This is a genomic window from Corynebacterium evansiae, assembly GCF_027570065.1.
GTDB lineage: Bacteria > Actinomycetota > Actinomycetes > Mycobacteriales > Mycobacteriaceae > Corynebacterium > Corynebacterium evansiae.
In genome coordinates this window covers 18,007-42,571 of the sequence record NZ_JAKMUT010000002.1, presented here as the reverse complement: position 1 = coordinate 42,571, position 24,565 = coordinate 18,007, and the positions used below count along the sequence as shown (strand labels likewise).

20 protein-coding genes, 1 tRNA gene and 1 pseudogene are annotated in these 24,565 nt (G+C 63.7%); 11 read left to right on the top strand and 11 right to left on the bottom strand.

What is annotated here, in order from left to right; genetic code table 11:
- Positions 1 to 2 precede the first annotated feature (2 nt).
- On the bottom strand, positions 3 to 1,418 hold the full coding sequence (locus L8V00_RS02130; protein WP_269944099.1) for an HNH endonuclease: 1,416 nt from the start codon (positions 1,416 to 1,418) through the stop codon (positions 3 to 5).
- 156 nt (positions 1,419 to 1,574) lie between these two features.
- Between L8V00_RS02130 and L8V00_RS02125 the strand changes: the two genes are divergently transcribed.
- Positions 1,575 to 2,369 (top strand): SDR family NAD(P)-dependent oxidoreductase, encoded by a 795-nt coding sequence (locus L8V00_RS02125; RefSeq protein WP_269944098.1) that lies wholly within the window; start codon positions 1,575 to 1,577, stop codon positions 2,367 to 2,369.
- Here L8V00_RS02125 and L8V00_RS02120 read toward each other — a convergent pair.
- Together L8V00_RS02120 and L8V00_RS02115 are read right to left on the bottom strand one after the other, a co-directional pair.
- Complete coding sequence (locus tag L8V00_RS02120; RefSeq protein WP_035004006.1) at positions 2,366 to 4,045, bottom strand: FAD-binding dehydrogenase; 1,680 nt, start codon at positions 4,043 to 4,045, stop codon at positions 2,366 to 2,368. The genes L8V00_RS02125 and L8V00_RS02120 overlap by 4 nt on opposite strands.
- An 85-nt stretch (positions 4,046 to 4,130) precedes the next feature.
- The gene (locus L8V00_RS02115) at positions 4,131 to 5,363 is read right to left on the bottom strand and encodes a class I SAM-dependent methyltransferase (protein ID WP_049050004.1); all 1,233 of its coding nucleotides are present in this window, start codon (positions 5,361 to 5,363) and stop codon (positions 4,131 to 4,133) included.
- Between the two features lie 179 nt (positions 5,364 to 5,542).
- On the opposite strand from L8V00_RS02115, the gene L8V00_RS02110 reads away from it, so the two are divergent.
- Positions 5,543 to 6,958, top strand: coding sequence for an NAD(P)/FAD-dependent oxidoreductase (locus L8V00_RS02110; protein ID WP_269944097.1), 1,416 nt, complete (start codon positions 5,543 to 5,545; stop codon positions 6,956 to 6,958).
- Here the strand turns inward: L8V00_RS02110 and L8V00_RS02105 are convergent.
- Positions 6,955 to 7,434, bottom strand: coding sequence for a PaaI family thioesterase (locus L8V00_RS02105; protein ID WP_269944096.1), 480 nt, complete (start codon positions 7,432 to 7,434; stop codon positions 6,955 to 6,957). The genes L8V00_RS02110 and L8V00_RS02105 overlap by 4 nt on opposite strands.
- Positions 7,435 to 7,478: 44 nt before the next feature.
- Between L8V00_RS02105 and gndA the strand changes: the two genes are divergently transcribed.
- The 6 genes from gndA to L8V00_RS02075 are packed head-to-tail and all read left to right on the top strand — an operon-like array spanning position 7,479 to position 13,864.
- Positions 7,479 to 8,924: an NADP-dependent phosphogluconate dehydrogenase gene (gene gndA / locus L8V00_RS02100; protein ID WP_049050005.1), complete on the top strand. Its 1,446-nt coding sequence runs from the start codon at positions 7,479 to 7,481 to the stop codon at positions 8,922 to 8,924.
- Positions 8,925 to 10,073 carry a DEAD/DEAH box helicase gene (locus L8V00_RS02095; protein WP_269944095.1) on the top strand — a complete coding sequence of 383 codons (1,149 nt, stop codon included), beginning with the start codon at positions 8,925 to 8,927 and terminating at the stop codon, positions 10,071 to 10,073.
- A gap of 16 nt (positions 10,074 to 10,089) precedes the next feature.
- Positions 10,090 to 11,460, top strand: a complete 1,371-nt coding sequence (locus tag L8V00_RS02090; protein ID WP_035004016.1) for a CNNM domain-containing protein — start codon at positions 10,090 to 10,092, stop codon at positions 11,458 to 11,460.
- Positions 11,460 to 12,503 carry a hemolysin family protein gene (locus L8V00_RS02085; RefSeq protein ID WP_269944094.1) on the top strand — a complete coding sequence of 348 codons (1,044 nt, stop codon included), beginning with the start codon at positions 11,460 to 11,462 and terminating at the stop codon, positions 12,501 to 12,503. The genes L8V00_RS02090 and L8V00_RS02085 overlap by 1 nt, the downstream gene beginning before the upstream one ends.
- A complete protein-coding gene (locus tag L8V00_RS02080) occupies positions 12,496 to 13,335 on the top strand; it encodes a 3-methyladenine DNA glycosylase (RefSeq protein WP_269944093.1) in 840 nt (279 codons plus the stop codon). The genes L8V00_RS02085 and L8V00_RS02080 overlap by 8 nt, the downstream gene beginning before the upstream one ends.
- Before the next feature lie 25 nt (positions 13,336 to 13,360).
- On the top strand, positions 13,361 to 13,864 hold the full coding sequence (locus L8V00_RS02075) for a hypothetical protein (RefSeq protein ID WP_269944092.1): 504 nt from the start codon (positions 13,361 to 13,363) through the stop codon (positions 13,862 to 13,864).
- Here L8V00_RS02075 and L8V00_RS02070 read toward each other — a convergent pair.
- From L8V00_RS02070 to secA2, 5 genes are all read right to left on the bottom strand, one after another.
- Positions 13,861 to 14,373: a MerR family transcriptional regulator gene (locus tag L8V00_RS02070; RefSeq protein WP_005294601.1), complete on the bottom strand. Its 513-nt coding sequence runs from the start codon at positions 14,371 to 14,373 to the stop codon at positions 13,861 to 13,863. The genes L8V00_RS02075 and L8V00_RS02070 overlap by 4 nt on opposite strands.
- A 124-nt stretch (positions 14,374 to 14,497) precedes the next feature.
- Positions 14,498 to 15,085 carry a hypothetical protein gene (locus L8V00_RS02065; protein ID WP_269944091.1) on the bottom strand — a complete coding sequence of 196 codons (588 nt, stop codon included), beginning with the start codon at positions 15,083 to 15,085 and terminating at the stop codon, positions 14,498 to 14,500.
- On the bottom strand, positions 15,078 to 15,815 hold the full coding sequence (gene ftsR, locus L8V00_RS02060) for a transcriptional regulator FtsR (protein ID WP_269944090.1): 738 nt from the start codon (positions 15,813 to 15,815) through the stop codon (positions 15,078 to 15,080). Before ftsR ends, L8V00_RS02065 begins: the two co-directional genes overlap by 8 nt.
- A 6-nt stretch (positions 15,816 to 15,821) precedes the next feature.
- Positions 15,822 to 16,256 carry an oxoglutarate dehydrogenase inhibitor Odhl gene (odhI, locus tag L8V00_RS02055; protein WP_034987504.1) on the bottom strand — a complete coding sequence of 145 codons (435 nt, stop codon included), beginning with the start codon at positions 16,254 to 16,256 and terminating at the stop codon, positions 15,822 to 15,824.
- 71 nt (positions 16,257 to 16,327) lie between these two features.
- Positions 16,328 to 18,643, bottom strand: a complete 2,316-nt coding sequence (gene secA2, locus L8V00_RS02050; RefSeq protein WP_269944089.1) for an accessory Sec system translocase SecA2 — start codon at positions 18,641 to 18,643, stop codon at positions 16,328 to 16,330.
- 72 nt (positions 18,644 to 18,715) lie between these two features.
- On the opposite strand from secA2, the gene L8V00_RS02045 reads away from it, so the two are divergent.
- The 3 genes from L8V00_RS02045 to L8V00_RS02035 all read left to right on the top strand — a co-directional run bounded on the left by L8V00_RS02045 (position 18,716) and on the right by L8V00_RS02035 (position 20,116).
- A complete protein-coding gene (locus L8V00_RS02045) occupies positions 18,716 to 19,465 on the top strand; it encodes an alpha/beta hydrolase family protein (RefSeq protein ID WP_269944088.1) in 750 nt (249 codons plus the stop codon).
- 5 nt (positions 19,466 to 19,470) lie between these two features.
- Positions 19,471 to 19,974 (top strand): ribonuclease E activity regulator RraA, encoded by a 504-nt coding sequence (rraA, locus tag L8V00_RS02040; protein WP_269944087.1) that lies wholly within the window; start codon positions 19,471 to 19,473, stop codon positions 19,972 to 19,974.
- 68 nt (positions 19,975 to 20,042) lie between these two features.
- A tRNA-Pro gene (locus L8V00_RS02035) sits at positions 20,043 to 20,116 on the top strand.
- A 19-nt stretch (positions 20,117 to 20,135) separates the two neighbouring features.
- On the opposite strand, the pseudogene L8V00_RS10090 reads toward L8V00_RS02035, so the two are convergent.
- A pseudogene (locus tag L8V00_RS10090) lies at positions 20,136 to 23,227 on the bottom strand (type I restriction endonuclease subunit R).
- Positions 23,220 to 24,464, bottom strand: coding sequence for a restriction endonuclease subunit S (locus tag L8V00_RS02020; protein WP_269944084.1), 1,245 nt, complete (start codon positions 24,462 to 24,464; stop codon positions 23,220 to 23,222). Before L8V00_RS02020 ends, L8V00_RS10090 begins: the two are co-directional and overlap by 8 nt.
- Positions 24,465 to 24,565 lie beyond the last annotated feature (101 nt).

Here is a 24,565-nt window from a genome sequence, read left to right as displayed (position 1 = left end):
GGTTAGAACGGCGGCTCCTCTTCGTCCTTCTGCAATTGTTCGAGCTGCTCGATCTGGCTGTTCAGTTCCTCTCGCGCCAGCTCGGCGATGGCGTTGGCGATCGTGATCTCACTCTTGATCCGCCGCTGAAGCTCTTCCTTGATTTCTCCGACGGAGGCGCAGTTCAGCATCTTCTGCAGCTCCTCGCGGGTGATGGACAGCCCGCGCGGCATCATCGGATCGGCGTTGAGCTTCTCCTCGTTAAGCTTGCGCACTACCCGCGCCTTGCGCACCCCGCGCTCGGCGAAGTTCTCGCGCGCCAGTGGCCCGTCGGGCACGGTCACAACCTCGTGGCCGTCTCCGTGCGAGGTCCACACTTCGGTGCCATCGGCGTGCAGCGCAACGTCCCAGGTACCGGCGGTTTTCAGCCGGTGATGGGTACGACAAAGCAGATGCATATTTGCCGTCGAGGTCGGCCCACCGTCGGCGTGGCGGTGCACATGGTCGATGTCGCATGTGTACCCCGGCGCATCGCAGCCCGGAAAACGGCAGTGCCCATCGCGCCCTATTACTGACGCCCGCAGCAACTCCGTCGGCTGGTACCCCTCCGTCGCGGTGTAACCGGGGGCTGCCAGGTGGGTGACTTTCGCGAGCCACTCGCAACTAGCGGCCTCGGACAGCCAGTGATCCTCGGCGAAGACTCCGCGGGGCTGCGGGCCGACGGCCTTGTACAGGTTCAAGGTGACCTCGGTGGTGATGTTCTGCTCGAACATCGCCAGGAAAGCCTCCCCCATGGAGCATCCGCGCTTCAGGGAGGCCGCCTTCACCGCCTTGTGCAGCTCCACGCCGCGCAGGCGCGGCACTGTGAGGGTGAACGCGGTGGTCTCGTACTGGCTGCGGTCGATCACCAGTTCGGGCGAATTCGTATCCATTGGCGGAGTGTCGTCCAGCGGAACCGCTAGCTTGTCCCGATCCCCCACAATCGCCTTGACCTTGTTGTAGGCCGCCCGCGGGGTGGGAACCTGCTGGTTCGGCACGGTGGGCTTAAGGGCCTTCAGGATCTCCTGTTCCACCTCGGCGCGCTTGTCCGGGGCTACGGCCTCGACAGCCTCGGTGACCTGCTGGATATGACGAATAGTGAAAGCGCCGCTGCGGAACAGCTGGTGGAGTTGTGGGAAGGCTTGGAGCATCAGCCCAGCGTCGGCATAGTTTGCCGCCACTACCTTGCTGATGCCGAAGCGCACCGCGAGCTTGGAGACATGATCGGGAACGAGGTCGTCCGGTGCCGGAGTAGACTGCTCGACCATGGCGAGGTGGGTCAGATTGAGGGCACGGGACGTCGCCGTTAACGGGTCGTTGGAACGCGCAAGCCGGTAGTAAGGCTCTGCGGTATCGGGCGGCGGTTCGGTGGTGTTTGTGGTGAGTGTTGTGGTGTTCATACGATCCCCTTCGTGAACTGACACCAGTTTAGAACATACAATCGACCACAGTCAAGGTTTTTGGCCAATTAAATGCAAAATCTCAACCTTTACTAGAACGTGTGACCTATTCTTCATTCTTCACCCAAGGCCCAGATTTCGTGTAAAAATGACACTATGAGCACTTTGGATCTCTCCCAAGAAACCGTCCTCATCACAGGCGCCAGCTCGGGCCTCGGCAAGGAATTCGCCACCCAACTGGCAGCCAAGGGCGCAAACCTTGTACTGGTCGCGCGCCGCCAGGATCGGCTGAACAAGATTGCGGCGGAGATTAAGAGGCGTCATAAAGTAAAGGTCGAGGTAATAGCCAAAGACCTATCCGAGCACGGCGTGGCGGGCGAGATCTCGTGGGAGCTTTCGACGCGCGGGATTACGGTGACCTCGCTAATCAACAACGCGGGCTTCGCCAACTACGAGTCCTTTACCGACGTCCCGACCGACCGCCTTCGCGCGGAGATCGCGGTTAACGTGCACGCGCTGGTGGAGCTGACGCACATGTTCCTGCCGCGGTTCGAGGAGCGCGGGAATGGATTCATTCTGAATGTGGCGTCTATCGCGGGGTTCCAGCCCTCCCCCGGCATGGTCGTTTACGGCGCGACGAAGTCGTTTGTTCTGTCGTTTACGGAGGGTCTGTACGCCGAGCGGAAGGGCTCCGGCGTGCGGATCATGGCGCTGTGCCCCGGGCCGACGGAGACGGAATTCTTCCGGGTGGCGGGCAGCGACCGCGCCGACGGCGGGCTGAAGCGAATGAGCAGCCACGACGTTGTGGCCGATGGAATCGAATCCTTGCTACGCAAGTTCCCGCCGCCGTCTATGGTCTCAGGCACCTTCAACAAGGTGCTAATGAGCGTGTCGCAGCGCATGCCACGTCGCGCTATGACGGAGATCATGGCGCGGATGATGAAGCGCTAGAGCTGAGCAATAGTCGCCTTCAGGTTCTCGCCGACGCGCTTGCCGGAGTGGATGCAGCCGCCGAGGAAGGTGCCCTCGAGGGCGTTCTTGCCGTGCATGCCGCCACCGCCGAAGCCGGCGACCTCGCCGGCGGCGTAAAGGCCGGGCAGAACCGATCCGTCGGTGCGCAGGCAGCGGCCGGAAAGGTCGGTCTCGATGCCGCCGAGGGTCTTGCGGGTCAGCACGTGCAGCTTGACGGCGATTAGCGGCCCCTTCGACTCGTCGAGTAGGCGGTGCGGGGCAGCGCAGCGGACGATCTTGTCGCCCAGGTATCCGCGGGCAGTGCGGATGTAGTTGATCTGCGCGTCCTTGCTGAAGTTGTTGTCCACCTGCGAATCGCGGTCCTCGATGATGCGGCGCAGGTCGTGGACGTCGAGGGCGGGGGCATCGTCGTCGGCGATGGCGTTCATGCCCTCGACCAGGGAACCCAGGTCGTCGGCGACCACCCAGTCCTCGCCGTGGTCCATGAATGCCTTCACGGCGGGGTGCGTGCCGGGGCCGACCTTGGAGAGCAGGTTCTTAACCTTCTTGATGGTCAGGTCCGGGTTCTGCTCGGAGCCGGAGAAGATGAACTCCTTGTCGGCAATCGTCTTGTTCAGGATGAACCAGGAGTAGCTATGGCCGGTGGTGCCGAGGTGCTTCATGGTAGCAATCGTGTCGCCACCTGGGATGATGTTGCTGGGGAAACGCTTGCCGGTCGCGTCGATCCACAGGGAGGACGGGCCAGGGATGATGCGGATACCGTGGCCGGGCCAAATGGAGTTCCAGTTCTTCATGCCCTCGGTGTAGGCCCACATGCGGTCGGTGTTCACCAGGTTCGCGCCGGCGGTTTCGGAGATCTGGATCATGCGGCCATCGACGTGAGCGGGCACGCCGGTGACCATGTCGTTCGGCACCGGGCCCCATTGGTCGGTCGGCCACGCGCGACGCACCAGGTCGAGGTTGCCGCCGATGCCGCCGGAAGTCACGACGACGGCACGCGCGCGCAGCTCGAACTCCCCTACGGTCTTTCTAGAGGACGCCACGCCGCGGTCCAGATCGCTCGGTTCCAGCACGCTGCCGCGCACGCCGACGACGGCGTCATTTTCTACGATCAGCTCGTCGACCTGGTGGCGGAAGCGGAACTCGACCTTGCCTTCCGCCTCCGCGGCCTCGATGGGCTCGCGGAAGACGCGCACGACCTCCGGGCCAGTGCCCCAGGTTAGGTGGAAGCGGGGCACAGAGTTGCCGTGGCCGCTGGCGTCTCCGGAACCGCGCTCGGCCCAGCCGACGGTGGGCAGCACGTTGAGGCCGAGGGCCTTGAGGTAGTCGCGCTTTTCAGTGGCTGCGAAGCGGACGTACTCGCGGCCCCAGCGGCGCGGCCAGTAGTCGTTCTGGGAATCGTCGAACTGCGCGGAGTTCTCCCAGTCGCGCCAGGCGAGCTCCTCGGAGTCTTTGACCCCCATCAGCTTCTGCTCGGGGCTTCCCACGTAGAACAGGCCACCGAGCGACCAGAATGCCTGTCCGCCAAGGTTGTTGCGGTTTTCCTGGTCCAGGATCAGGACCTTCAGACCCGACTTCTGCGCCTCGTAGGCAGCGACGAGGCCGGCCAGGCCGGCGCCAACGATGATGACATCGGGGTTCGTGGGAGTAGTCACGGAAAGAGTTCCTCTCGGGGGTTATGCGCGAATAGTTATTATTACGCTAAAACTATCCGGCGAGCCCCGTGGGGAAATCGCAAAACTACTTCGGGGCGAGGACGAATTGGACGCACCCGATGTCTTCGGAGGTGGCCAGGGCCTCGTGGAGAGCCAGTTGGTAGTCCCAGAGGTGGCGGAACACCGGGTCAAAGCCGGCGGCCGCGGCCTGGCGCTCGCGGGAGAGGAAGTTCGCACGCCACAGTGGCAACGTTGCGCGCAGGTGGGCGCTGAGGTTGTTCTCCGCGACGACGGTGAGCTGGGTGTGCTCGGCCGCGGCCTCGCGGACCTGCTGGACGGTGGGGTACTCCAGGGCGGGCCAGACGTAGGCACGCATGACGTCCAGGGATTCGCGGGCGGTCTCACGCATCTCGTCGGTGGCGATGATCGACTGGATCACGGCCAGCCCGTCGTCGGAGAGCATGCGGTCGACAGCCTTGAGGTAGTGGCTCAAACCCCCGAGCCCCAGGGTCTCCATGCGCTCGACGGAGAAGATGGCCTCGTAGCGGCCGGACCACTGGCGCGGGGAGGGCACCGGCCCGGCGATGACCTCCACGTTCACTGCTCCCCCGACCCCGGCGGTGTGGACGCGGGCGCGTACGGCGTCCGCGTGGTCCTCGTCGCTGGTCAGAACGTCCACACGGGCGCCGCGCTTGGCGGCCTGCACTGCCAGCTGGCCGCCGGAGGAGGGCATCTCCAGCACGCGGTCGCCGGGTCCGACCTCGGCCTCGTCGAGCATGGTGGTGATGCGGCGGCGCTGCGCGTCGTCCAGGTCAAGGCGCTCCACTGGGTCCGGCTCGCCGAACCAGGTGAAGTCGATGCCGTCCTCATGCGCGCTCGTGCGGGAGGCGCTACTGAACTGGGCGGCGCCCGTGGCGCGGGTGGCGCCGGCGTAGAGCTCCACGAGGGCCTCCGGCAGCTCCCCCGGAGCCGGACCGCGGCGCTTCGGAGTCCGGCGGGCGAAAAACTCCCCGAACTTCCCCTCGAAGGGCTGATCCATCAAGGCTCCAAGAACCTCCGGGAGCGGTTCGGCGGACCACTCCCCGGCCATGTAGCCTTCCGCCAAGCCCAACCAGCCCTCGGCGACTACCCGATCGATCACCTGGCCGTCCCGAACGACCATGTGCGGCACCGAGCCGGCGTCCAAAGCAATTCCGTGAGAAGAAAGTAGCGCTTCCATGCGCGTGGTGACGGCCTCGGCCCGGCGGCCCATAAAACGAGATTGCGGGGCGGCAACCAGGCGCGGCCAGCGTTCCTCGTCGATGTACGGAGACGTCATCATGCCTTCCTTTTGCGCTGTAACTCCCCCCGAAGTTACTAGGAAAACAACTTTTGGCTTCCTAGGCGCAACCGAAAGCGCCCGAATTTTTCAGATCCGGGGGATCTCGGTGTGAAGCGCACGCCTGAAACAATTAAGATGGTGCCGGATTACAACCATCATTGAGGAGAAGCAACTAGATGACCAGCACATCAAACCGCCACCACGTCGTAATCATCGGCGCGGGCTTCGGCGGACTGTTTGCGGCGAAAAAGTTTAAAAACGAGAACGTCCAGGTCACAATCGTCGACCGGACGAACCACCACCTGTTCCAGCCGCTGCTTTACCAGGTTGCGACCGGCATCCTCTCCGAGGGCGAGATCGCCCCGTCCATCCGCCAGATCCTGGCGGACCAGGACAACGTCCGCGTGGTCAAGGGCGAGGTCCGCAACGTGGACATCAACGAGCAGACCGTCACCGCCGACCTGGGCGGCACCGATGCCGTACTGAAGTACGACTCGCTGATCCTGGCGGCCGGCGCCGGCCAGTCCTACTTCGGCAACGAGCAGTTCGCAGAGTTCGCGCCGGGTATGAAGACCGTCGACGACGCGCTGGAGATCCGCGCCCGTGTGACCGGCGCCTTCGAGCGCGCCGAGATCACCACCGACCCGGAGGCCCGCGAGCGCCTGCTGACCTTCGTGGTCGTCGGCGCCGGCCCGACCGGCGTGGAGCTGGCCGGCCAGCTGGCCGAGATGTCCCACCGCACCCTGCGCGACGAGTTCCGCGAGATCGACACAGAGGACACCCGCATCCTGCTGATCGACGGTGGCTCGCAGGTGCTGGCGCCGTTCGGCAAGCGCCTGGGCCGCAAGGCTGCCCGCCGCCTGGAGGACCTGGGCGTGGAGGTCATCCTCAACTCCCTGGTCACCGACGTGTCCAAGGAGGGCGTGCGCTACAAGGACATGAAGACCGAGGAGGAGCACTTCGTGCCCTCCTACGCTAAGATCTGGTCCGCTGGTGTTGCCGCTTCTCCGCTGGGCAAGCACGTGGCAGAGCAGGCTGGCATCGAGGTCGACCGCGCGGGTCGCGTGCCGGTGAACGACGACCTGACCCTGGGCGAGCACCGCAACATCTTCATCGTGGGCGACATGATGAGCAAGGACCGTCTGCCGGGCGTGGCTCAGGTGGCGATGCAGGGCGGCCAGTACGCAGCAAGCACCATCCTGGATGAGGTCAACAACGGCACCGCCCCCGAGGGCCGTGTTCCGTTTAGCTACTTCGACAAGGGCTCCATGGCCATCGTCTCCCGCTTCAACGCAGTGGTGAAGATGAACAAGGCCGAAGTCTCCGGTTTCTTTGGCTGGGTAATGTGGCTGCTGCTGCACCTGCTGTACATGGTGGGCTTCCGCAACCGTGCGGTCGCAGCTTTCAGCTGGGGCCTGAACTCCGTGTCCCGTCGCCGTTGGCAGCTGGTGGCAACCCGCCAGCAGCTGCACGCGCGCAACGCGATCCGCAAGCTGCGCGACCTGGAGGACAAGGAAGGCATCCGCTCCATCGAGGTGCGCGACAACCTGCGCTTCGGCGAAGGCCGCGATACCCGCGCAGTCTCCGACTAAGCCTTCGGCATATCCGGCACTACCTGCGTCTTGAGGAAGGTCAAGGCGCAGGTCTTGCCGGTTTTTTCGTTTTTGTGCTCCACGCGGAACAGGTGCGTGGTGCGCCCAACGTGCTCTGCCTGAACGGTGGAGACGATGACGTCGCCCTTGACGGACGGGCGCAGGAAGTGCGTCTGGTTGGAGGTGCCCACGACTGCCGGGCCGGCGCCCGCGGCGACGAAGCTGGCCATCGAACCGGCGGTCTCCCCCAGGCTGGCGTACACGCCGCCGTTAGTTACACCCCAGGGCTGCAGGTGGTCCTCCGTGATCTCGAGGGCCAGCTGCATCGTGTCCGGGCCGACGGCACGGTACTGTACGCCAAGAGTGCGGTCGAGGGTGGGGTGCTTGGCCAGTAGTTCGTTGAGGGTGGCGATCTCCTGCTCGGTGAGATCACGCTCGGTGGCAACACGACTTAGTTCAATGAAAATATTGGACATGTGCCTAAGACTAACCAACACATCGCCCTGTAAGATGTAAAACCATGACTACTGCTGAAGGAACCGCCCAGATTGGTGTTGTTGGACTGGCCGTGATGGGCTCCAACATCGCCCGGAACTTTGCCAACAACGGTCACACCGTGGCCGTCTACAACCGCACCACCGCGAAGACCGACAAGTTCATGGAGGACTTCGGCGAGACCGGCAACTTCGTTCCCTCGGAGACGATCGCCGATTTCGTTAAGTCGCTGGAGCGGCCCCGTCGCGCCCTGATCATGGTGCAGGCAGGTGCTGGTACTGACGCCGTTATTTCCCAGCTCGCCGCGGAAATGGACGAAGGCGACATCATCATCGACGGCGGTAATGCCCTGTACACCGACACGATCCGCCGCGAGGCCGAGATGTCCGAGCGCGGCCTGAACTTTGTCGGCGCCGGCATCTCCGGCGGTGAGGAAGGCGCGCTGAACGGCCCGGCGATTATGCCCGGTGGCCCGGCGGAATCCTGGGAGGCCCTGGGGCCGCTGCTGGAATCCGTGGCGGCGAAGGTCGACGGCACCCCGTGTGTGACGCACATCGGCCCCGACGGCGCGGGACACTTCGTGAAGATGGTGCACAACGGCATCGAGTACGCCGACATGCAGGTCATCGGCGAGGCCTACCAGCTGCTGCGCTACGGCGCGGGCATGGAGCCGGCGGAGATCGCGGAGGTGTTCAAGACGTGGAACGAGGGCGACCTGGATTCCTACCTGATCGAGATCACCGCCGAGGTGCTCTCCCAGACCGATGAGAAGACCGGCAAGCCGCTGATCGACGTCATCGTGGACTCCGCGGGACAGAAGGGCACCGGCCGCTGGACCGTGAAGGCGGCCCTGGACCTGGGCATCCCGACCACCGGCATCGGCGAGGCCGTGTTCGCCCGCGCGCTGTCGGGCGCCCGCGAGCAGCGCGACGCCACCATCGGCAACCTGCCTAGCGGCGAGCTGTCCACCCTGGACGTGCCGAAGGAGGAGTTCATCGAGGACGTCCGCCGCGCGCTGTACGCTTCCAAGCTGGTGGCATACGCGCAGGGCTTTGACGAGATCAAGGCCGGCTCCGAGGAGCACAAGTGGGGCGTGGACCCCCGCGACTTGGCCACCATCTGGCGGGGTGGCTGCATCATTCGTGCGAAGTTCCTGAACCGCATCCGCGAGGCCTACGACGCGAACGCGGAGCTGCCCTCCCTGCTGCTGGACCCGTACTTCAAGGGCGAGTTGGGTGGCCTGATCGACTCCTGGCGCCGCGTGGTCATTCTGGCCACCCAGCTGGGTCAGCCGGTGCCGGTGTTCGCCTCTTCCCTGTCCTACTACGACTCGCTGCGCGCCGAGCGCCTGCCGGCGGCTCTGATTCAGGGCCAGCGCGACTACTTCGGCGCCCACACCTACCGCCGCACCGACCGCGAGGGCTCCTTCCACACCCTCTGGTCCGGGGACCGTAGCGAGGTTGAAGCGTAATTGTCCCGATCAGAGTTCGGAAAGCTCGGGTTGGATGACTGCATCACCAAGGAGCTTTCCGCCGAGGGAATAACCAAACCCTTCCCCATTCAAGCGGCCGCCATCCCCGCGGCCGTCGAGGGGCGGGATGTTCTCGGCCGCGGACCGACAGGTTCCGGCAAGACATTCACGTTCGGGCTGCCGATGATTCAGTTGCTGAGGCGGGGGGCGTCAAAACCAAAAAAGCCGCGTGGCGTGGTGCTGGTACCGACCAGAGAGCTGGCGACACAGGTGCGCTCGCGGCTGGATCCGATTGCGAACGCGGCCGGTCAGCGGCTGCTGGAGGTCGTCGGCGGGGTGAAGATCCAGCGCAACGTTACGGCGCTGGCCAGGCCGGTGGACATTCTGGTGGCCACGCCGGGGCGCGCCCTGGATTTGCTGGGGCAAGGCATGTTGGACTTTTCCGACGTGAAGGTCGTGGCCATCGACGAAGCAGACCAGATGGCCGACATGGGCTTTCTGCCGCAGGTGACCAAGCTGCTGGACCGCATGCCAAAGCAGGCGCAGCACCTGCTGTTTTCCGCCACGCTGGACGGCGACGTGCAGGTGCTGGTGGATAAATACATGCGCGACCCCGTGACGCACTCCACCGGCGAGGCCACCGCCAGCGTGGACACGATGCGCCACCTGCTGGGCGTGGTGGACAGCCGCGAGGAGCGCAACGAGCTGGTCGTGGCCATTGGAAAGCTGCGGAAGCGTACTGTAATGTTCATGCGCACCAAGTACGCCGTAGACCGGCAGGTAAAGAAGCTGGTGCGCGCGGGAGTGCCCGCCGTGGGGATTCACGGTAATAAGGGGCAGAACACCCGCCAAGCGGCGTTGGATGGCTTTACCGAAGGCAAGAATACCGTGCTGGTGGCCACCGACATTGCCGCCCGCGGGATCGACGTGAAGGACGTGGAGCTGGTCGTGCACATCGACCCTCCGGCCGAGCACAAGGCGTATGTCCACCGGGCCGGGCGCACCGCCCGCGCCGGGGCAAGCGGCACGGTGGTGACGCTTTCCTTCGCGGACCAGCAAGCTGATACCGAGAGAATGATGGCCAAGGCCGGGGTGCACCCAACCGTGCTGCCGGGCGCCAAATTGGTCGCCGAGCTGAAGAAGATTTAGGAGTCGGAATACTCAAGTGGACATAGTTCTTTCCCTAGTCGGGCTAGTCCTGTTTGTGCTGCTAACGGCCGCTACCGGCCTGTTCGTGGCTGTGGAATTCGCGATGACGGGGCTGGAACGCTCCACCATTGACGAGCACGCCCGCACCAAGGGCGACGGCACGGCGAAGCTGGTGCAAAAGGCGCACGGGCAGCTCTCCTTTCTGCTTTCCGGCGCGCAGCTGGGCATTACGATCACCACCCTGGCCACGGGTTATCTGGCGGAGCCGATCCTGGCGAAGTTCTTCGACCCGGTGCTGGAAGCTGCGGGGTTAAGCGAGGCCGCCGCCATGCCGATCGCCCTGGTGCTGTCGCTGATTGTGGCGACGGTGCTGTCGATGGTGTTCGGCGAGCTGGTGCCGAAGAACCTGGCAATCACCCACCCCATCGAGGTGGCCCGCGCTACGATCCGCCCGGCGTGGACCTTCAACGTGGTGCTGAAGTGGTTCATCAACGGGATGAACTCCATGGCCAACGCGGTTGTGCGGAAGTTGGGCATTGAGCCGGCGGACGAGTTGGCGTCCGCACGATCGGCCGAGGAGCTCTCGGCGCTGGTGAGAAACTCGACGGGCAGCGGTGGGTTCACCGAGTCTAAGGCGCGGATTCTGGATCTGTCGCTGCGGTTTAGTGACGCCTCAGCGGAGGATGTGATGACACCCCGGTCGACCGTCGAATCTCTGACTGTCGAGGAGACCGCGCAGGATCTGATCGAGCTGGCGCTGGAAACCGGGCACTCGCGCTTCCCCGTGACCCGTGGGGACCTGGACGAGACCGTGGGCGTGGTGCACGTGAAGGATGCACTGACCATCCCCCACGACTCGCGCCCCACCACCACTTTGAACAAGCTGATGAAGAACGTCCCCTCCGTGCCGGATTCTTTGAGCGGCGATGACGTGCTGAATCAGGTGCGGGCCGCGGGCTCGCAGCTGGTGATGGTCGTGGACGAGTACGGCGGCACCGCCGGAATCGTGACGATCGAGGACGTGGTCGAGGAGATCCTCGGCGAGGTGTGGGACGAGCACGACGACGTGGAAGAGGACAAGGAAGTCCGCAAGACGGGCACCCACTGGGAGGTTTCCGGCCTGGTGCGCACCGACGAGCTGCCGGACGCCGTGGGCTACACCGCGCCAGAGGGCGACTACGATACGCTCGGCGGGTTGATCATGGCCACGCTGGGGCGCATCCCCGCCGAGGGGGACGAGGTGTTGCTGCCCGTCGGCGACAACGAGATGATGGAGAGCTTCGAAACGGGCATGTCCGGACGCTGGCGGGCCACCGTCAAGGAGATGGATAACCGGCGCGTGGACAAGGTGCTGCTGCAACCGCTGACCAAGGAGGAGGCAAACTAATGAGTGACATTTGGGCCATCGTCTTTGCCGTCTTCCTGCTGGCGCTCAACGCCTTCTTCGTGGCGGTGGAGTTCGCGCTGATTTCCTCGCGCAGGGATCGCCTGGATTCCATGATCGCCGCGGGCAACAAGCGCGCCAAGCGGGTGCTTTACGCCAGCGAGCACCTGTCGATCATGCTGGCGGGCGCGCAGTTCGGCATTACGATCGCCTCGCTGCTGCTGGGTAAGGTCGGCGAGCCCGCGATCGCGCACCTCATCGAGGCGCCGTTCGAGGCACTGGGGCTGCCACTGGAGATGCTGCACCCGGTGAGCTTTGCGATTGCCCTGCTGGTCGTGACGATGCTGCACATCATCCTGGGTGAGATGGTGCCGAAGAACATCGCCCTGGCCGGCCCGGAAACCGTGGCGACGTTCGTGGTGCCACTGCACCTGTTGTTCGTGAAAATCACGAACCCGATCATGCAGCTGCTGAACTGGATCGCGCGCCACACGCTCAAGCTGATGGGCGTGGAGCAGAAGGACGAGCTGGACTCCACCGTCTCCCCTGCCGAGCTGGCCAGCATGATCCAGGATTCCCGCTCCGAAGGGCTGATCGCCCCGGAGGAGGCCAACCGCCTGGACAAGGCACTGAGCTCCTCGCGGCGCACGCTGGACGAGGTGCTGATCCCCGCGGCCGACGTGCACTGCATCCGACAGGATGGCCCACGGATGAAGGTCGCGGCCGTGGAGAAGGCGGTGCAGGAGACGGGCTACTCCCGCTTCCCCGTCACCGATTCCAAGGGCAAGTGGATCGGCTACGTCCACGTCAAGGATGTGCTGGACAACCTGGTGGAGCCCGACGGCCAGCTGGATACCACGGACATCCGCCCCCTGCTGGAGGTCAAGACGGGTTCCAGCTTCGACGTAGCGATGCGTAACATGCGCCGTACCTCCAGCCACATCGCCGCCGTGGTGGATGCGGATGGGCAGATCATCGGCATGATCACGCTGGAGGACATCATCGAGGAGCTCGTCGGCACCGTCCGCGACTGGACCCATGACTGAGGTACTGCACAACTGGCGCGATAGGCAAGCCGCCCACAGGGAGCGCGTGCAGCGCCTCACCGAGGGGCACCGCAGGCGCCGCGCGGAGGGTGAAAGGCACCCGGTGTGGGATTTCATGTTCACCTACTACCCCACTACCCCTGGGAAGCTGAGCCACTGGCATCCGGGCGTCAATAAGGGTGTGGTGTGGGATGGCGACGGCGACCTGCCGCAGTACAAGGACCACTACGTGCGCCGCGGCGACGTGTGGACCCTCGATGCGGAACGGTTTATGGCCACGCGAGGCAAGACGGTGCGCTATATCGCTCGGCTGTTGGACGCCACGTACCGGCATCCGCCCGTGCTCGGCTGCTTTGGGTTGCACGAGTGGGCGATGGTCTACAAGGATGCGCCCCGCCACCCCGAGCCTTTGCGGCTGGGCGCGGCCGGTACCGACGAGGTGGTGGAAGCGTCGCAGTTGAAGTGCACGCACTTTGACGCTTATCGCTTTTTTACGGACGCCGCCGCGCCCCGCAATGCCCACACCCCAACACGCGACTCGCAGCCCCAGCTGGAGCAGCCGGGGTGCCTGCACGCCACCATGGATCTATACAAGTGGGCCACGAAGCTGGGGCCGCTGATCCCCGGCGAGCTGTGGCTGGACTGCTTCGAGCTGGCGTGCGACGTGCGCCGGCTGGACATGGAGGCTTCGCCCTATGACCTGCGCGAATGGGGTTTCGAGCCGGTGCGGATCGAGACCCCGGCGGGACGGGCGGAGTACGTGGCCCGGCAAAAGGGGCTGATGGAGCGCGGACAGGGGCTGCGCAAGCGGCTACTGGCCTACACTGGGTAGAAAACTACTGGGAGGAAGAAGAATCGTGGCACGTCACGCAAGCGGAAAGCAGAACTATCGGGTTGCCGGATGGGTCTGGGCAGCGCTCGCGGCCGTGATCGTGGTGGCGCTCCTAGTGGCCGGGTGGGTGGCGCTGGCGCGGAATAACCAGGACGACTTGGCCGCGCCGGAATGCCCGCAGGGGGAATTCGTGGTGCAGGTGTGGGCTGCGAATGAGGCGGAGTTGAAGGATGCGGTGCAGGAGTTCAACGATGCGAACGAGGTGGAGCTGGACCACTGCCTAAAGGCGGAGGTTGTGCGTAAGCCGGACGCGGAAGCGATTAAGGCTTACAAGGCGTGGGGTGAGGGTGGCCAGCCGGGCGCGGAGCTGTGGAAGCCAGCGGATCGGCAGATGGCCGATGAGGCGCTGGCGGTCTCCAAGGTGGAGGTCGCAGAAGAGATTGGTGGAGTGTTGGCCCCGCAGCTTCAGGATGGTCCCCTGCCGGAGCTGAACCAGCGGGCGCGGGGAGCTTTTCTGAGGCAGCTTTAGGCCATACGGCGACGGCGGCGCTCGGCCAGCTCGTCGATGGCAGCGTCCTGCACGACCTTCTCGGAGGGGAAGGCGGTGATGGTGCCGGTCAGTTCCTTCATCAGGCCCGGAACGGCAATGCCGAATACGCCCTGGCCGCCGTTGAGGAGGTCGATGACTTCCTCGGAGGAGCGGCACTCGTAGACGGTGTGGCCGTCGGAGACGAGGGTGATGCCGGCGAGGTCGTCGACGCCCAGGTTCTCCAGCTTTTCCACGGCCTTGCGGATGTTCTGCAGGGAAATGCCGGTATCCAGCAGGCCCTTCACGATCTTCAGCACCAGGATGTCGCGGAAGGAGTACAGGCGCTGGGAGCCGGAGCCGGCGGCATTACGGATGCTGGGCTGAACCAGCTTGGTGCGGGCCCAGTAGTCCAGCTGACGGTAGGTAATGCCGGCGACTTGGCAGGCGATCGGCACGCGGTAGCCGACCTCGTCGTCGGGGCCATGGACGTCGAAAAGGGCATCCTGCATGAAACACTCCTGGTGTAATTTCAATTCTCTTCTAAAGATTAGACCGGTTTGCGGCACAGTCAACCGCTAGCCGAACATTACTTTAACACGAGTCACAAAAATCACACGTGTAACAACAGGCGTGTCATTCCTTGAGCCAGTCGTCGAGATCACTCGACAGGCCCAGCCCCTCCCACATTTGCTGGAAATCGGAGTCTGCGTTGTCGCTGGCGGTGAAGCCCATGTCCTCCGAGTTCCAGTCCAGCAAGAAGTCCACCTGGTCGCCGTCCTCGTCTACCTGCTTGAGTTTCGCCTCGAGTTCGTCGACCCAGGCGGGGTTTACGCGGATCAGCGAGCCTTCCACCCCGGGTTCAACGCGCACGTCGAAGATCACGCCCGCGTGCCACAAGGGTTCCAGGATGGAGGGGCGAATGTCGATAAAACGCTCGGACTCCCCCTCCTCCAGCACCAAACCGGCGGTCATCTGGCCGCGAGAGTTGGTGACGATGCGGGCAAACCACGGGTCGCGCGCGTCGTCGTGCTTCAGTATGTTCGCTAGCACCTCGGCATCCGTGGGGCGCCCGCCCAGATCCAGCGTTGGCTCCACCCAGATCGGCAGGATGTGGGTGCGCTGGGGCGTCATAAAAATAAGACAGTCGGGCACGGGCGCGCCGCAGCCGAGAGAGCTACCGACAGCGCGGCCGAGGAAGACGACTTCGGTGCCTTTAGCCAAGGTTGCCCTTCACCAGCGCGGTGTTGAGGGAAATGATCAGCGCGGACATCTCGCGGGCGGTCTCGGCGGAGCGCTGCTGGGCGTTCTCGTCGCGGCCGTGAGCCAGCGGGTCGGCGATGCGGGAAACCATGTCGAACTGGCGGTTCGCGATGGTCAGCAGCGCCTTCAGGTGGCGGTTATCCAGGCCGTGGTCGGTCAGGTTCTGCGCGATCTGCACGATCTCGACGTCATCGACCGAGAAGAAACCGGCCGAGTCGGCGGAGATCAGCCCCATGCGGATCAGGGATCCGGTGAAAGAATCCTGCACGTTGGCGCGCGCCGTAACGTCCGCGCGGGTCAGGCGGCGGGACTGCGTGGCCCGCATCTGCTCCGGAGAGATCGCACCGGGGGCGGACTTGCGGGCGGCGGTCACGGGGGTGACCTTGCCGGAATCCATGGCCTCCAGACGTTCGCGGATAACCTTCAGCGGCAGGTAGTTATCCCGCTGGAGGGTCAAAATGTAGCGCAGCCTGGAAATATCCTCCGGGGAAAAGCGCCGGTAACCGCTCTGCGAACGGCGCGGGCTAACCAGACCTTCGGATTCCAGGAAGCGGATCTTCGAGACAGTGACGTCCGGGAAGTCCGGCTTCAGCTGCTTCAGCACATCGCCGATAGACGAAGTGGGCAGAACCCTTCCGGCTGGCGAGGAGGCAGCTGCAGGAGCGCTAGCGTGGCTTCTCTGTGCGCTCACTTTTCCTTAGGCTTCCTTCGAACCGTTCAGGAACACCAGGCGGAACTTGCCGATCTGGATCTCGTCGCCATTGGACAGAACGGAGGAGTTCTTCGGCTCGCGGTTCACGTAGGTGCCGTTCAGGGATCCGACGTCCACAACCTCGTACTGGTCGCCATTGCGGCGGAACTCAGCGTGGCGGCGGGAAACGGTGACGTCATCCAGGAAGATGTCGCTGTCCGGGTGGCGGCCAGCGGCGGTCGTGTCTTGGTCCAGCAGGAAGCGGGAGCCAGCGTTCGGGCCGCGCTTCACAACCAGCAGCGCAGAGCCTTCAGGAAGGCCCTCCACACCGGCGGGAGAGGCATCGTGCTGCGAACCAGACTCCATCTCCTTTAGAAGGTCTGCGCGAAAGACTGACGTGGTCTCGACAGATGCCTCAGGCACTCCGGTGTTATCGCTCATGGCTTTCAAGTCCTCTCATTCGAACTAATCGGTTCGGCTATAACAATACGTCTAACAATACCCTAAAGCAGCTAGCGGAACATCTGAACGATAGACCCCATCACAGATCCCCCGGAGGAGGATAGCGGGTTGTCGTTCACCATGTAAGTCCACGTAGCGCTAGGCTTGTGCAGGCCCATCTCGCCCAGCTGGGCGCCCTCGGAAGTGATCTCTACCTCGTCAAACGTCTCGCGGGCCTTGTTGACGGCACGCTCGGCCAGCTCGCCGAAGGCGGCGATGGACATGCGGTGGAACTCGTCGATCGGCGATTCGCGGGCGATGGCGCGCAGGTGGATGGACTCGCGCACGTCATCCAGGTAAGCCAGGTGCTCCGACCACTCGTTATCCAGGTGGAACAGCATGATTTCGCGGGCGGCCTGCTCCAGCACTTCCTCGCTAATCCCCTGCTTCTTCAGCTCCGCGGCGCGGTCGACGTTGTGGTAGCTCAGGTCGTCCCAGGCCGCGGAGGTATCCAGCAGAGTGTCGCGGCGATCGTTGACGATGTCGCGCTGGTCCTTGATCATCTTGTTGTACTTCCAGGTGGTGGCGTGGATGTCCAGCATCTGGCCCTCGGTCACGCGCTGGCAGTGGTCCACGAACTGCTGGACCTTCTTCTGCGGCAGCAGGCCGTCGTCCTTGGGCTGGGCTTGCAGCTCCTCCCCTGCGCCGCCCACGGCGACCACGTCGTCTTCCAGGGAGACGAAGAACAGGGAGCTACCTGGATCGCCCTGACGGCCCGCGCGGCCGCGCAGCTGGTTATCCAATCGCTGGGAGCGGAAGCGGCCCACGCCCACGACGTGCAGGCCGCCGGTCTCCACGACCTCGTCGTGTTCGGCCTCGTCGGTGCCGCCTAGCTTGATGTCCGTACCGCGGCCGGCCATCTGCGTGGAGACGGTCACGCGGCCCGGGCGGCCGGCCTCGGCGACGACGGCCGCCTCGGCCTCGTGGTTCTTCGCGTTCAGCACGGAGCATTCCACGCCCGCGGAGAGCAGAGCCTCTGCCAGTTCCTCGGATTCCGCGACGTCCTGGGTGCCCACCAGCTGCGGCTGGCCGGTCTTTTGCACCTCGACGATGTGCTTGACCACCGCGTCGTTGCGCTCGGCGGCGGAGACATACACCCGGTCGGCTTCGTCGAAGCGGATGTTCGGCACGTTCGGCTCGATGACGGAGACCTGCAGGTTGTAGAACTGTCGCAGCTGATCGCCGGCTGCCAGGGCCGTACCGGTCATGCCGCAAACCTCGGGGTACATGCCGACCAGCGCCTGGATGGTGATCTGGTCGAGGATGCGGCCGCCGTCGGTGACGTCCAGCCCCTCCTTGGCTTCCACTGCGGCCTGCAGGCCGTCGGGCCAACGTTGCAGCTCGGCCACACGGCCGCGGGAACCGTCAATAAGAGCCACCTTGCCGTCGCGCACGATGTAGTGAACGTCGCGGATCAGCAGGTGCTCGGCGTGCAGGGCTACGTTCACCTGCACTAGTAGCTCGCCCTCGTCCTCGTAGAGGGACTCCACGCCCAGCTGCTTCTCTACGAACGCCGCGCCCTCGTCGGTGAGGAAGACGTTTCGGTGGTCCTCGGAGACGTGGAAGTGCTTGTCTTCCTCCATGCGCTTGACCAGGTCGGTAATGCGGCCGGCGGGCGCCGGGCCGGGCTCAGAACCGGCGAGCACCAGCGGCACCAGGGCTTCGTCGACCATCACCGAATCGGCCTCATCGATCACGGCCACGTCCGCAGGGGTGCGCACCTGGTCGGCCCGGCGGGTGATCAGCTGGTCGCGCAGGACGTCGAAGCCGAGCTCGTTGATGGCGCCGAAAATGACGTCGCGGGAGTAAATGTCGCGGCGCTGGTCCGCGGTGAGGTCCTCGTGGATCGCGCCGTGGGTCAGCCCGAAGAAGTCGAACATCGGACCCATCCAGTCGTTATCGCGCCCAGCCAGGTAGCTGTTGACCGTGATGACGTGAACGCGCTTGCCCTGCAAAGCAAAGCCCACGGCGGCCATCGCGCCGGCTAGGGTCTTACCCTCACCGGTGGCCATCTCCACCACGTCGCCGTGCAACAGGCGGTAGGTGCCCTGCATCTGCACGTCGAAAGGCTCCATGTTCAGGGTGCGGCTTGCCGCTTCGCGCAGGATTGCCAGCAGCGCGGGAGCGTCGTCTACCTGCCCACCGAAGTGGTGGCCATCCTCGCTAGTGGATTGTTCGGTCACCACGTCCGAGGCGGCGTCACGAAGCTCCGCATCGCTTAGCCCCGAGTAGCGCGACGAGTCGGCCTGAGCGACCACGGCCCGGCTTTTCTTCTGATTCTTCTTCGGGGAAGATCCCATCGCCTTCCAGAACCAGTCAAATGCCATGAATGTGCCCTTCGAGTTTGAGGTGTAAGAATATGTAGACCACGTTAATCGACTGAAGGCGAGAGGCGATCCATGACCCGCACGATACGCTCCATTCACGTGACCATTCCCACAGAAAATGGCTGGCAATTGGCGGGAACGGTGGACCTGCCGCGGGATTTGAAAATGGAAGATGCGCCCCGGCGGGCGGTCGTCGCGCACTGCTTCACGTGTACGCGCGGAGCGATTGGGGTGACGCGCATTTCCAAGGCTCTGGCGCGGGCGGGCTATGCGAGCTTGCGCTTCGACTTCGCTGGACTGGGCGATTCGGGTGGCAAGTTCGAGGAGACCACGCTGGCGACGAACGTTTCCGACGTGCGCGCTGCCGCCGAGTGGTTCGGCGGGGCGGAGGTGTTGGTGGGACATTCGCTGGGAGGCACCGCGGTGCAGCGGGCGGCGGCGGAAGTTGCGTCGGTGGAAAGCATCGTGACCGTCGGCACTCCTTTTGAGCTGCAGGAAACCGCCAAGCGCGCGCCGGAGATTATGCAGATGTTTGAGCGCCAGCGGGAACTTTCTTTGGGCCAGGCGCTGCTGGAGGAACTCGCCGCGGCCGATTCGGCGGATACTGTGGCCGCTGTTTCTTCTAGTGACGCCACGTCTCTGGTGCTGCACTCTCCCGATGACCTGGTCGTTCCCGTGGCGGAGGCGCATGCGATGCGGGCGGCGCTGCCTCGCGCAGACTGGGTGAGCCTGGAGGGGATGGATCACCTGCTTCTGCAGAGGGGATCTGGGCAGCGTGTGGGCGAATTGATCGCGGCGTGGGAGGGCTTGCGCCTAAAGTAGGTGGCATGGCTGAAGAAAAACTGACTTTTATTCCGACCGCCGACCTGGTGGACATCATTGGCAGCGACGTGCGCAGCTGCGATACTCAGTTCCGCGACCTGGGCGGCGTGGTGGAGTTCTGCGGGAAAATCACCACGGTGAAATGCTTCCAGGACAATGCGCTGCTGAAGAGCGTGCTGCAGGAGGACAACCCCGGTGGCGTGCTGGTGATCGACGGCGATGCGTCGATGCACACTGCGCTGGTGGGCGACATTATTGCGGGGCTGGGCAAGGACCACGGCTGGGCTGGCGTGGTGGTTAACGGGCCGATCCGCGATTCCAAGGTGATTGGCCAGATGGAGTTCGGCTGCAAGGCCCTGGGCACCAACCCGCGCAAGTCGACGAAGACCGGAGAGGGCGAGCGCGACGTGACGGTGAGCTTCGGCGGCGTGGACTTTATCCCCGGCGAGTACATTTACTGCGATTCGGACGGCATTATCGTCTCCGACGAGATTGTGCAGCCGGTCTAAGCAGGGGATTTCCTAACGGCGATGGGAGTGGGGTAACCTATCGCCGTTGCCCTTTTGCAGGGCTTCGGCGGACTGTGGCGCAGCTTGGTAGCGCACTACACTGGGGGTGTAGGGGTCGCAGGTTCAAATCCTGTCAGTCCGACAAATTTCGGTACTAAGGACTATTCGTCCAGCTTCCCCATCTCCTTTGCGGCAGCCATCAGCTCTGCCAGGGCTCCAATCACGCCGTGCAACACGTCTCGGTCGCTGGAGAGCAGCGCGTCGCGTTGCTTACGCTCAGCGATTCCCGAAAAGATTGCCTTCGTTGCCTCGCCTTGGAATCTCTTAGAGCGCTTCAACTGCTCCTTGTTGTTGGTTCGTCCCAGCTTCAACGCCTCGGGCTGAGCGGAGAGCGTTCCCCACGCGGCGACGATCATCTGCGCGGTCTCACCGGAGGTTACGTCCACACCCGCCATCGAGAAGATGTCATTAACTTTATCGACTGCCTCGTCGAATGCAGCGCGTAGCGGGGTGGCATCCCCGCCGACGGTGACGTCGAAGGTCGGCACCTTCAGGGCTTCTCCTCCCCCGTCGGTCAATGACCGATCGACCTCGATCTCGTTTTGGGTGATCGCAACACCGGCCAGTGAGAGTCCGGTGATGAAGTCTTCATCCTCGTCGTCGTACTCCGAGAGGTGGAGGTTACGCTCCAGCACGGCGGCAAGCATCGCACGTTTAGAAACCTCCGCGTCGGCGTAGGCGACGATCTGGGAGAGAAACTCGTAGGCGTGACGATACTTTTCCGCGTTGGACTTGAAGTTGTGCGCGTCGGCGCGCCCATCCTTGCCGGAGTCACGTCGAACCTGCCACCGCCGGATGATCGGCGCGGTCGCACCTCGGAGCGCTTCCGAGTCGGTGCCGTCCATGTAGATCTGCGCGACCTGCTCCATCTCCTCGGGCGTGTAGAACCCAGAGGTGTCGAGCTCCTCGCCGAGGGTGTGCAGTGTGTTCGGGTCAATATCCGTCTTGATGGACGCTCCGTTGTAGAAGCGCTTGAAGTCCCCGACGATCATCTCCGGGTCGTTGACGAAGTCCACCACCATCGGGGTGGGCTTGTTCTCGTGGATGCGGTTAAGCCGCGAGAGTGTTTGCACGGTGGTGACGCCGGATAGCTGCTTATCGACGTACATCGCGCACAGTCGGGGCTCGTTGAAGCCGGTCTGGAATCTGTTCGCAACGATGATGACGCGGTAGTCCTGCTCGTCGTCCTTGAAGGCGCGCTCGACGTCGGAGACGCCATTGAGCTGGACCTCCGTGACTGGTTTGGAGTCCTCGTCGACGCGCACCGCGTCGGAGAAGGCGACCAGGGAGCGGAAGTCGTAGCCCTTGGACTTGATGTAGCGGTTCATCTCCTCCGACCAGCGGACCGCGGCTTTGCGGGAGGAGGTCACGACCATCGCGCGAGCCTCCCCGCCCAGATGGTGGGCGACGTTACGGCGGAAGTGTTCGATGACGACTTCCACCTTCTGCGCGATGGAGGTTGGGTGGAGGCGGACGAAGCGCACCATGTCGGTCACTGCCGCGGATTCGTCGACTTCCTCGGTTCTTCCCAGCTCGTCGCGGACCTCGGCCCACATTTGGTAGGTCGAGTAGTTGCCGAGCACATCAAGGATGAAGCCCTCTTCGATGGCCTGCCCCATCGGGTAAGTATCGAAGGCGACGAAGTGACCATCCGGAGTTTCGGTTCCGAACAGGCGCAGGGTCTTGCCCTTAGGGGTGGCGGTGAGCGCCACGAAGGTCATGTTCACAGCGACAGCGATGGCCTCCTGCCGCAGTTCCAGCAGGTCGTCGGCCGTGTACTCCTCCCCCTCGTCGAGTTCGACATCCGTGAGTAGTTCGCGCAGCGCTGAGGCGCTGGAGCCGGTCTGGGAGGAGTGCGCCTCGTCGGCGATGACGCACCAGCGGCGTCCCCCACGAGGTCTTGCTCGTCTTCAAGGAGCTTAAGCACGTGCGGGAAGGTCTGGAGGGTGCAGGTGATGATGTGGTCGCCCTCTTCGATCGCCTGGCGCAGCTGTGGGGACTTCGCCCCAGCATTCTCGCCAACGGAGGCCACCAGACCCAAGGAGGCTTCCATCATCTGCATGTCCTGGCGCACGTTGGTGTCCAGGGCGGTGCGGTCGGTGACGACGATGACGGAGTCGAAGGTTTTCTGCCCGTCCTCCGCGACATGGCGGATCAGGCGGAGGGCTAGCCACGCGATGGTCTTGGTCTTGCCGGAGCCTGCGGAGTGTTCGATGAGGTAGCGCCCGCCGGCGCCGCGCCGGGTGACATCCCGGGTGACGCGCTCCACCGCGCGGAGCTGGTGGTAGCGGGGGAAGATGAGCTTGCCGCCCGGGGTGCCGCGCTTCGGTATGGCGTCCGGTTTCCACACGGCGAAGTCGCGCAGGATGCGTAAGAACATATCGCGTTCCAGCACTTCCTCCCACAGGTAGGAGGTTTCGGACTTGCCGGGGATGGGCGGGTTACCGGCGCCGCCGTTGACACCGCGGTTGAAGGGAAGGAAGTAGGTATCCGAACCTTTAAGCGCGGTGGTCATGTAGACCTCCGCATTGGAGACGGCGAAGTGGACGAGCGCGCGGCCTGGCTGCAGCAGGCGGCGAGTCGGGTTCGGCAAGCGGTCCTCTCGGTACTGCTTGCGGGCGTGTGCCACGGACTGAGTGCTGTCCGTCTTTAGCTCCATCGTAACGACGGGGATGCCGTTGACGGTGAGCACGAGGTCGATCGTTTCGTTGCTTGCCGGGTCGAAGTGGACCTGGCGGATCACCCGCAGGATGTTTTCCCCAGCGCGCTCGGCGACTTTCTCCAGCAGGGGGTTCGCCGGTGGGAAGGCTACAATGGGGCCGAAGCTGGCGGAGCGGGCTCCGACCTGGGCGTATTTGAAGCCTTCCCGCAGGGTGCCGAGCAGCCCGCCGAGTGTACGGCCGGATTGTGGGTCCTTCCGCGTCTTGGACTCCAGCTGCTCGGCGACTCGTTCGAGGAGTTTGCGCTGTGCGACCTCCCGAGTGGCCTCCGTTGCGTCCGCGGGCACGGCCTTGGCGTACTCCTCCGGGTATTGGGTGGAGAGCCATTCCAGCACGTCGGCCGGGTAGAGCGCGAGGCGCCGATCCCAGTCCTGGTCGTTCTTGCCGTCCTCGTAGGTCCAGCCGCGCTCGGCGAGCGCGTTGCAGATGGCGCTCTCGTGCGTTTTTTCGCGGGTGATTTCCGTGTTAGTCATGGATGGTCTCCTCGGCGGCGGGGATGTCGATCTGGCCGGTCACGGCCGCGGCGATGAGGGCGCCGCGACGCTCGGCGAGCCGGTCGCGCAATTCCGTGATATCGGCAAGCATGGCATCGATCTCGGAGGTCTCGCGTTCAACGATGTCCACGATCTTCCGTTGGCAGGGCTCGTCAACAGAGAGAATTGGCAACTCGCGCGCCTTGTCAGATGAAAGCGCTGGAATCGTTGCCCCATCGGCAAGCAGATCAATGAGTCTAGCGTCGTAGTGCGCAAGGAACGTGTAGTGAATAAACTCGCCGACCACACCGGGGTTAGGGCGTACCCGAATAACGTGATTCTGGAACCCCCATTCCGGCAGATCTTCTTTCAGAACTACGGATCGCCCGTAACCAGCTCCGCCTTCTACGACGAGCACATCGTTTGCCCGCAATGAAAGCTGTTCTAACTCGCTCGTAGTAAACCACATCGGCTGTTCGTCAAGAGCTAAGCAGCCGTGAGGCTGAATATGGGCCGCACGTACATAATTCCTCTGCACTTCTTTGGCATTCTTTTGCTTGCTTTGGACTGTCTTCCCGAGCGATACGGCTGCTTTCAGCTTAACTCGCGTATATTCCTGCCCTTCTGGCAAAAGATGAGCGCGGACGATCGAACCGCGCCGCTCGGTCAGGAGCGCCTCCATCTGGTCCAGGTCGGCGGTCATGGCGTCGATTTCGGCAGTCTCGCGATCGAGGTAGTCCGCGATAGCGCGCTGGGTGTCCAAGCCAGGTAGGGGGATACGGAACTGACGCAAGCCCTCCACGTCAAGAGTAGGGACAGGCCCACTGCGCTCAAGAGTGGCCACGTCAATGAGAGAGCATGCGTAGGCTAAAAATCTATCGTGAATTTGGGGCCCTGGAATAAGGGCAAGCATGTTGTTATCTATGCAGCAATCTTTTGACGTGGGGACGAACCTACCCAAGAGGAGGGCTGCGCCGATTTTTGCCAGTAAGGTGCTGCCCGCCGGGATAATCTTGGCTCCCAACTTTTCGACTACACCGGGCTCCACCGAGTGACGGTCGTCTTGGATGGTCCCGTCGCACCCCACCTTTGCAAGGGACCCGACTTTGTAGAAGGGAACAGTACCATCTCGTTTACCTTGGTACGCATGAGGGAAACCAACGCCTGATTGAATACGTACGAGCGTCCCCAATTTCGGATTGTCGACGGCACACGAAGAAGCGTTAACCGATATCACTCCCGCACCTCCGCGAACTTTTCAGCCAGGCGACCCATGACTGCGGCCACGTCGGCGTCGATCTCTTCCAACGAGCGAACGGGTGCCGGGCGATAGAAAAC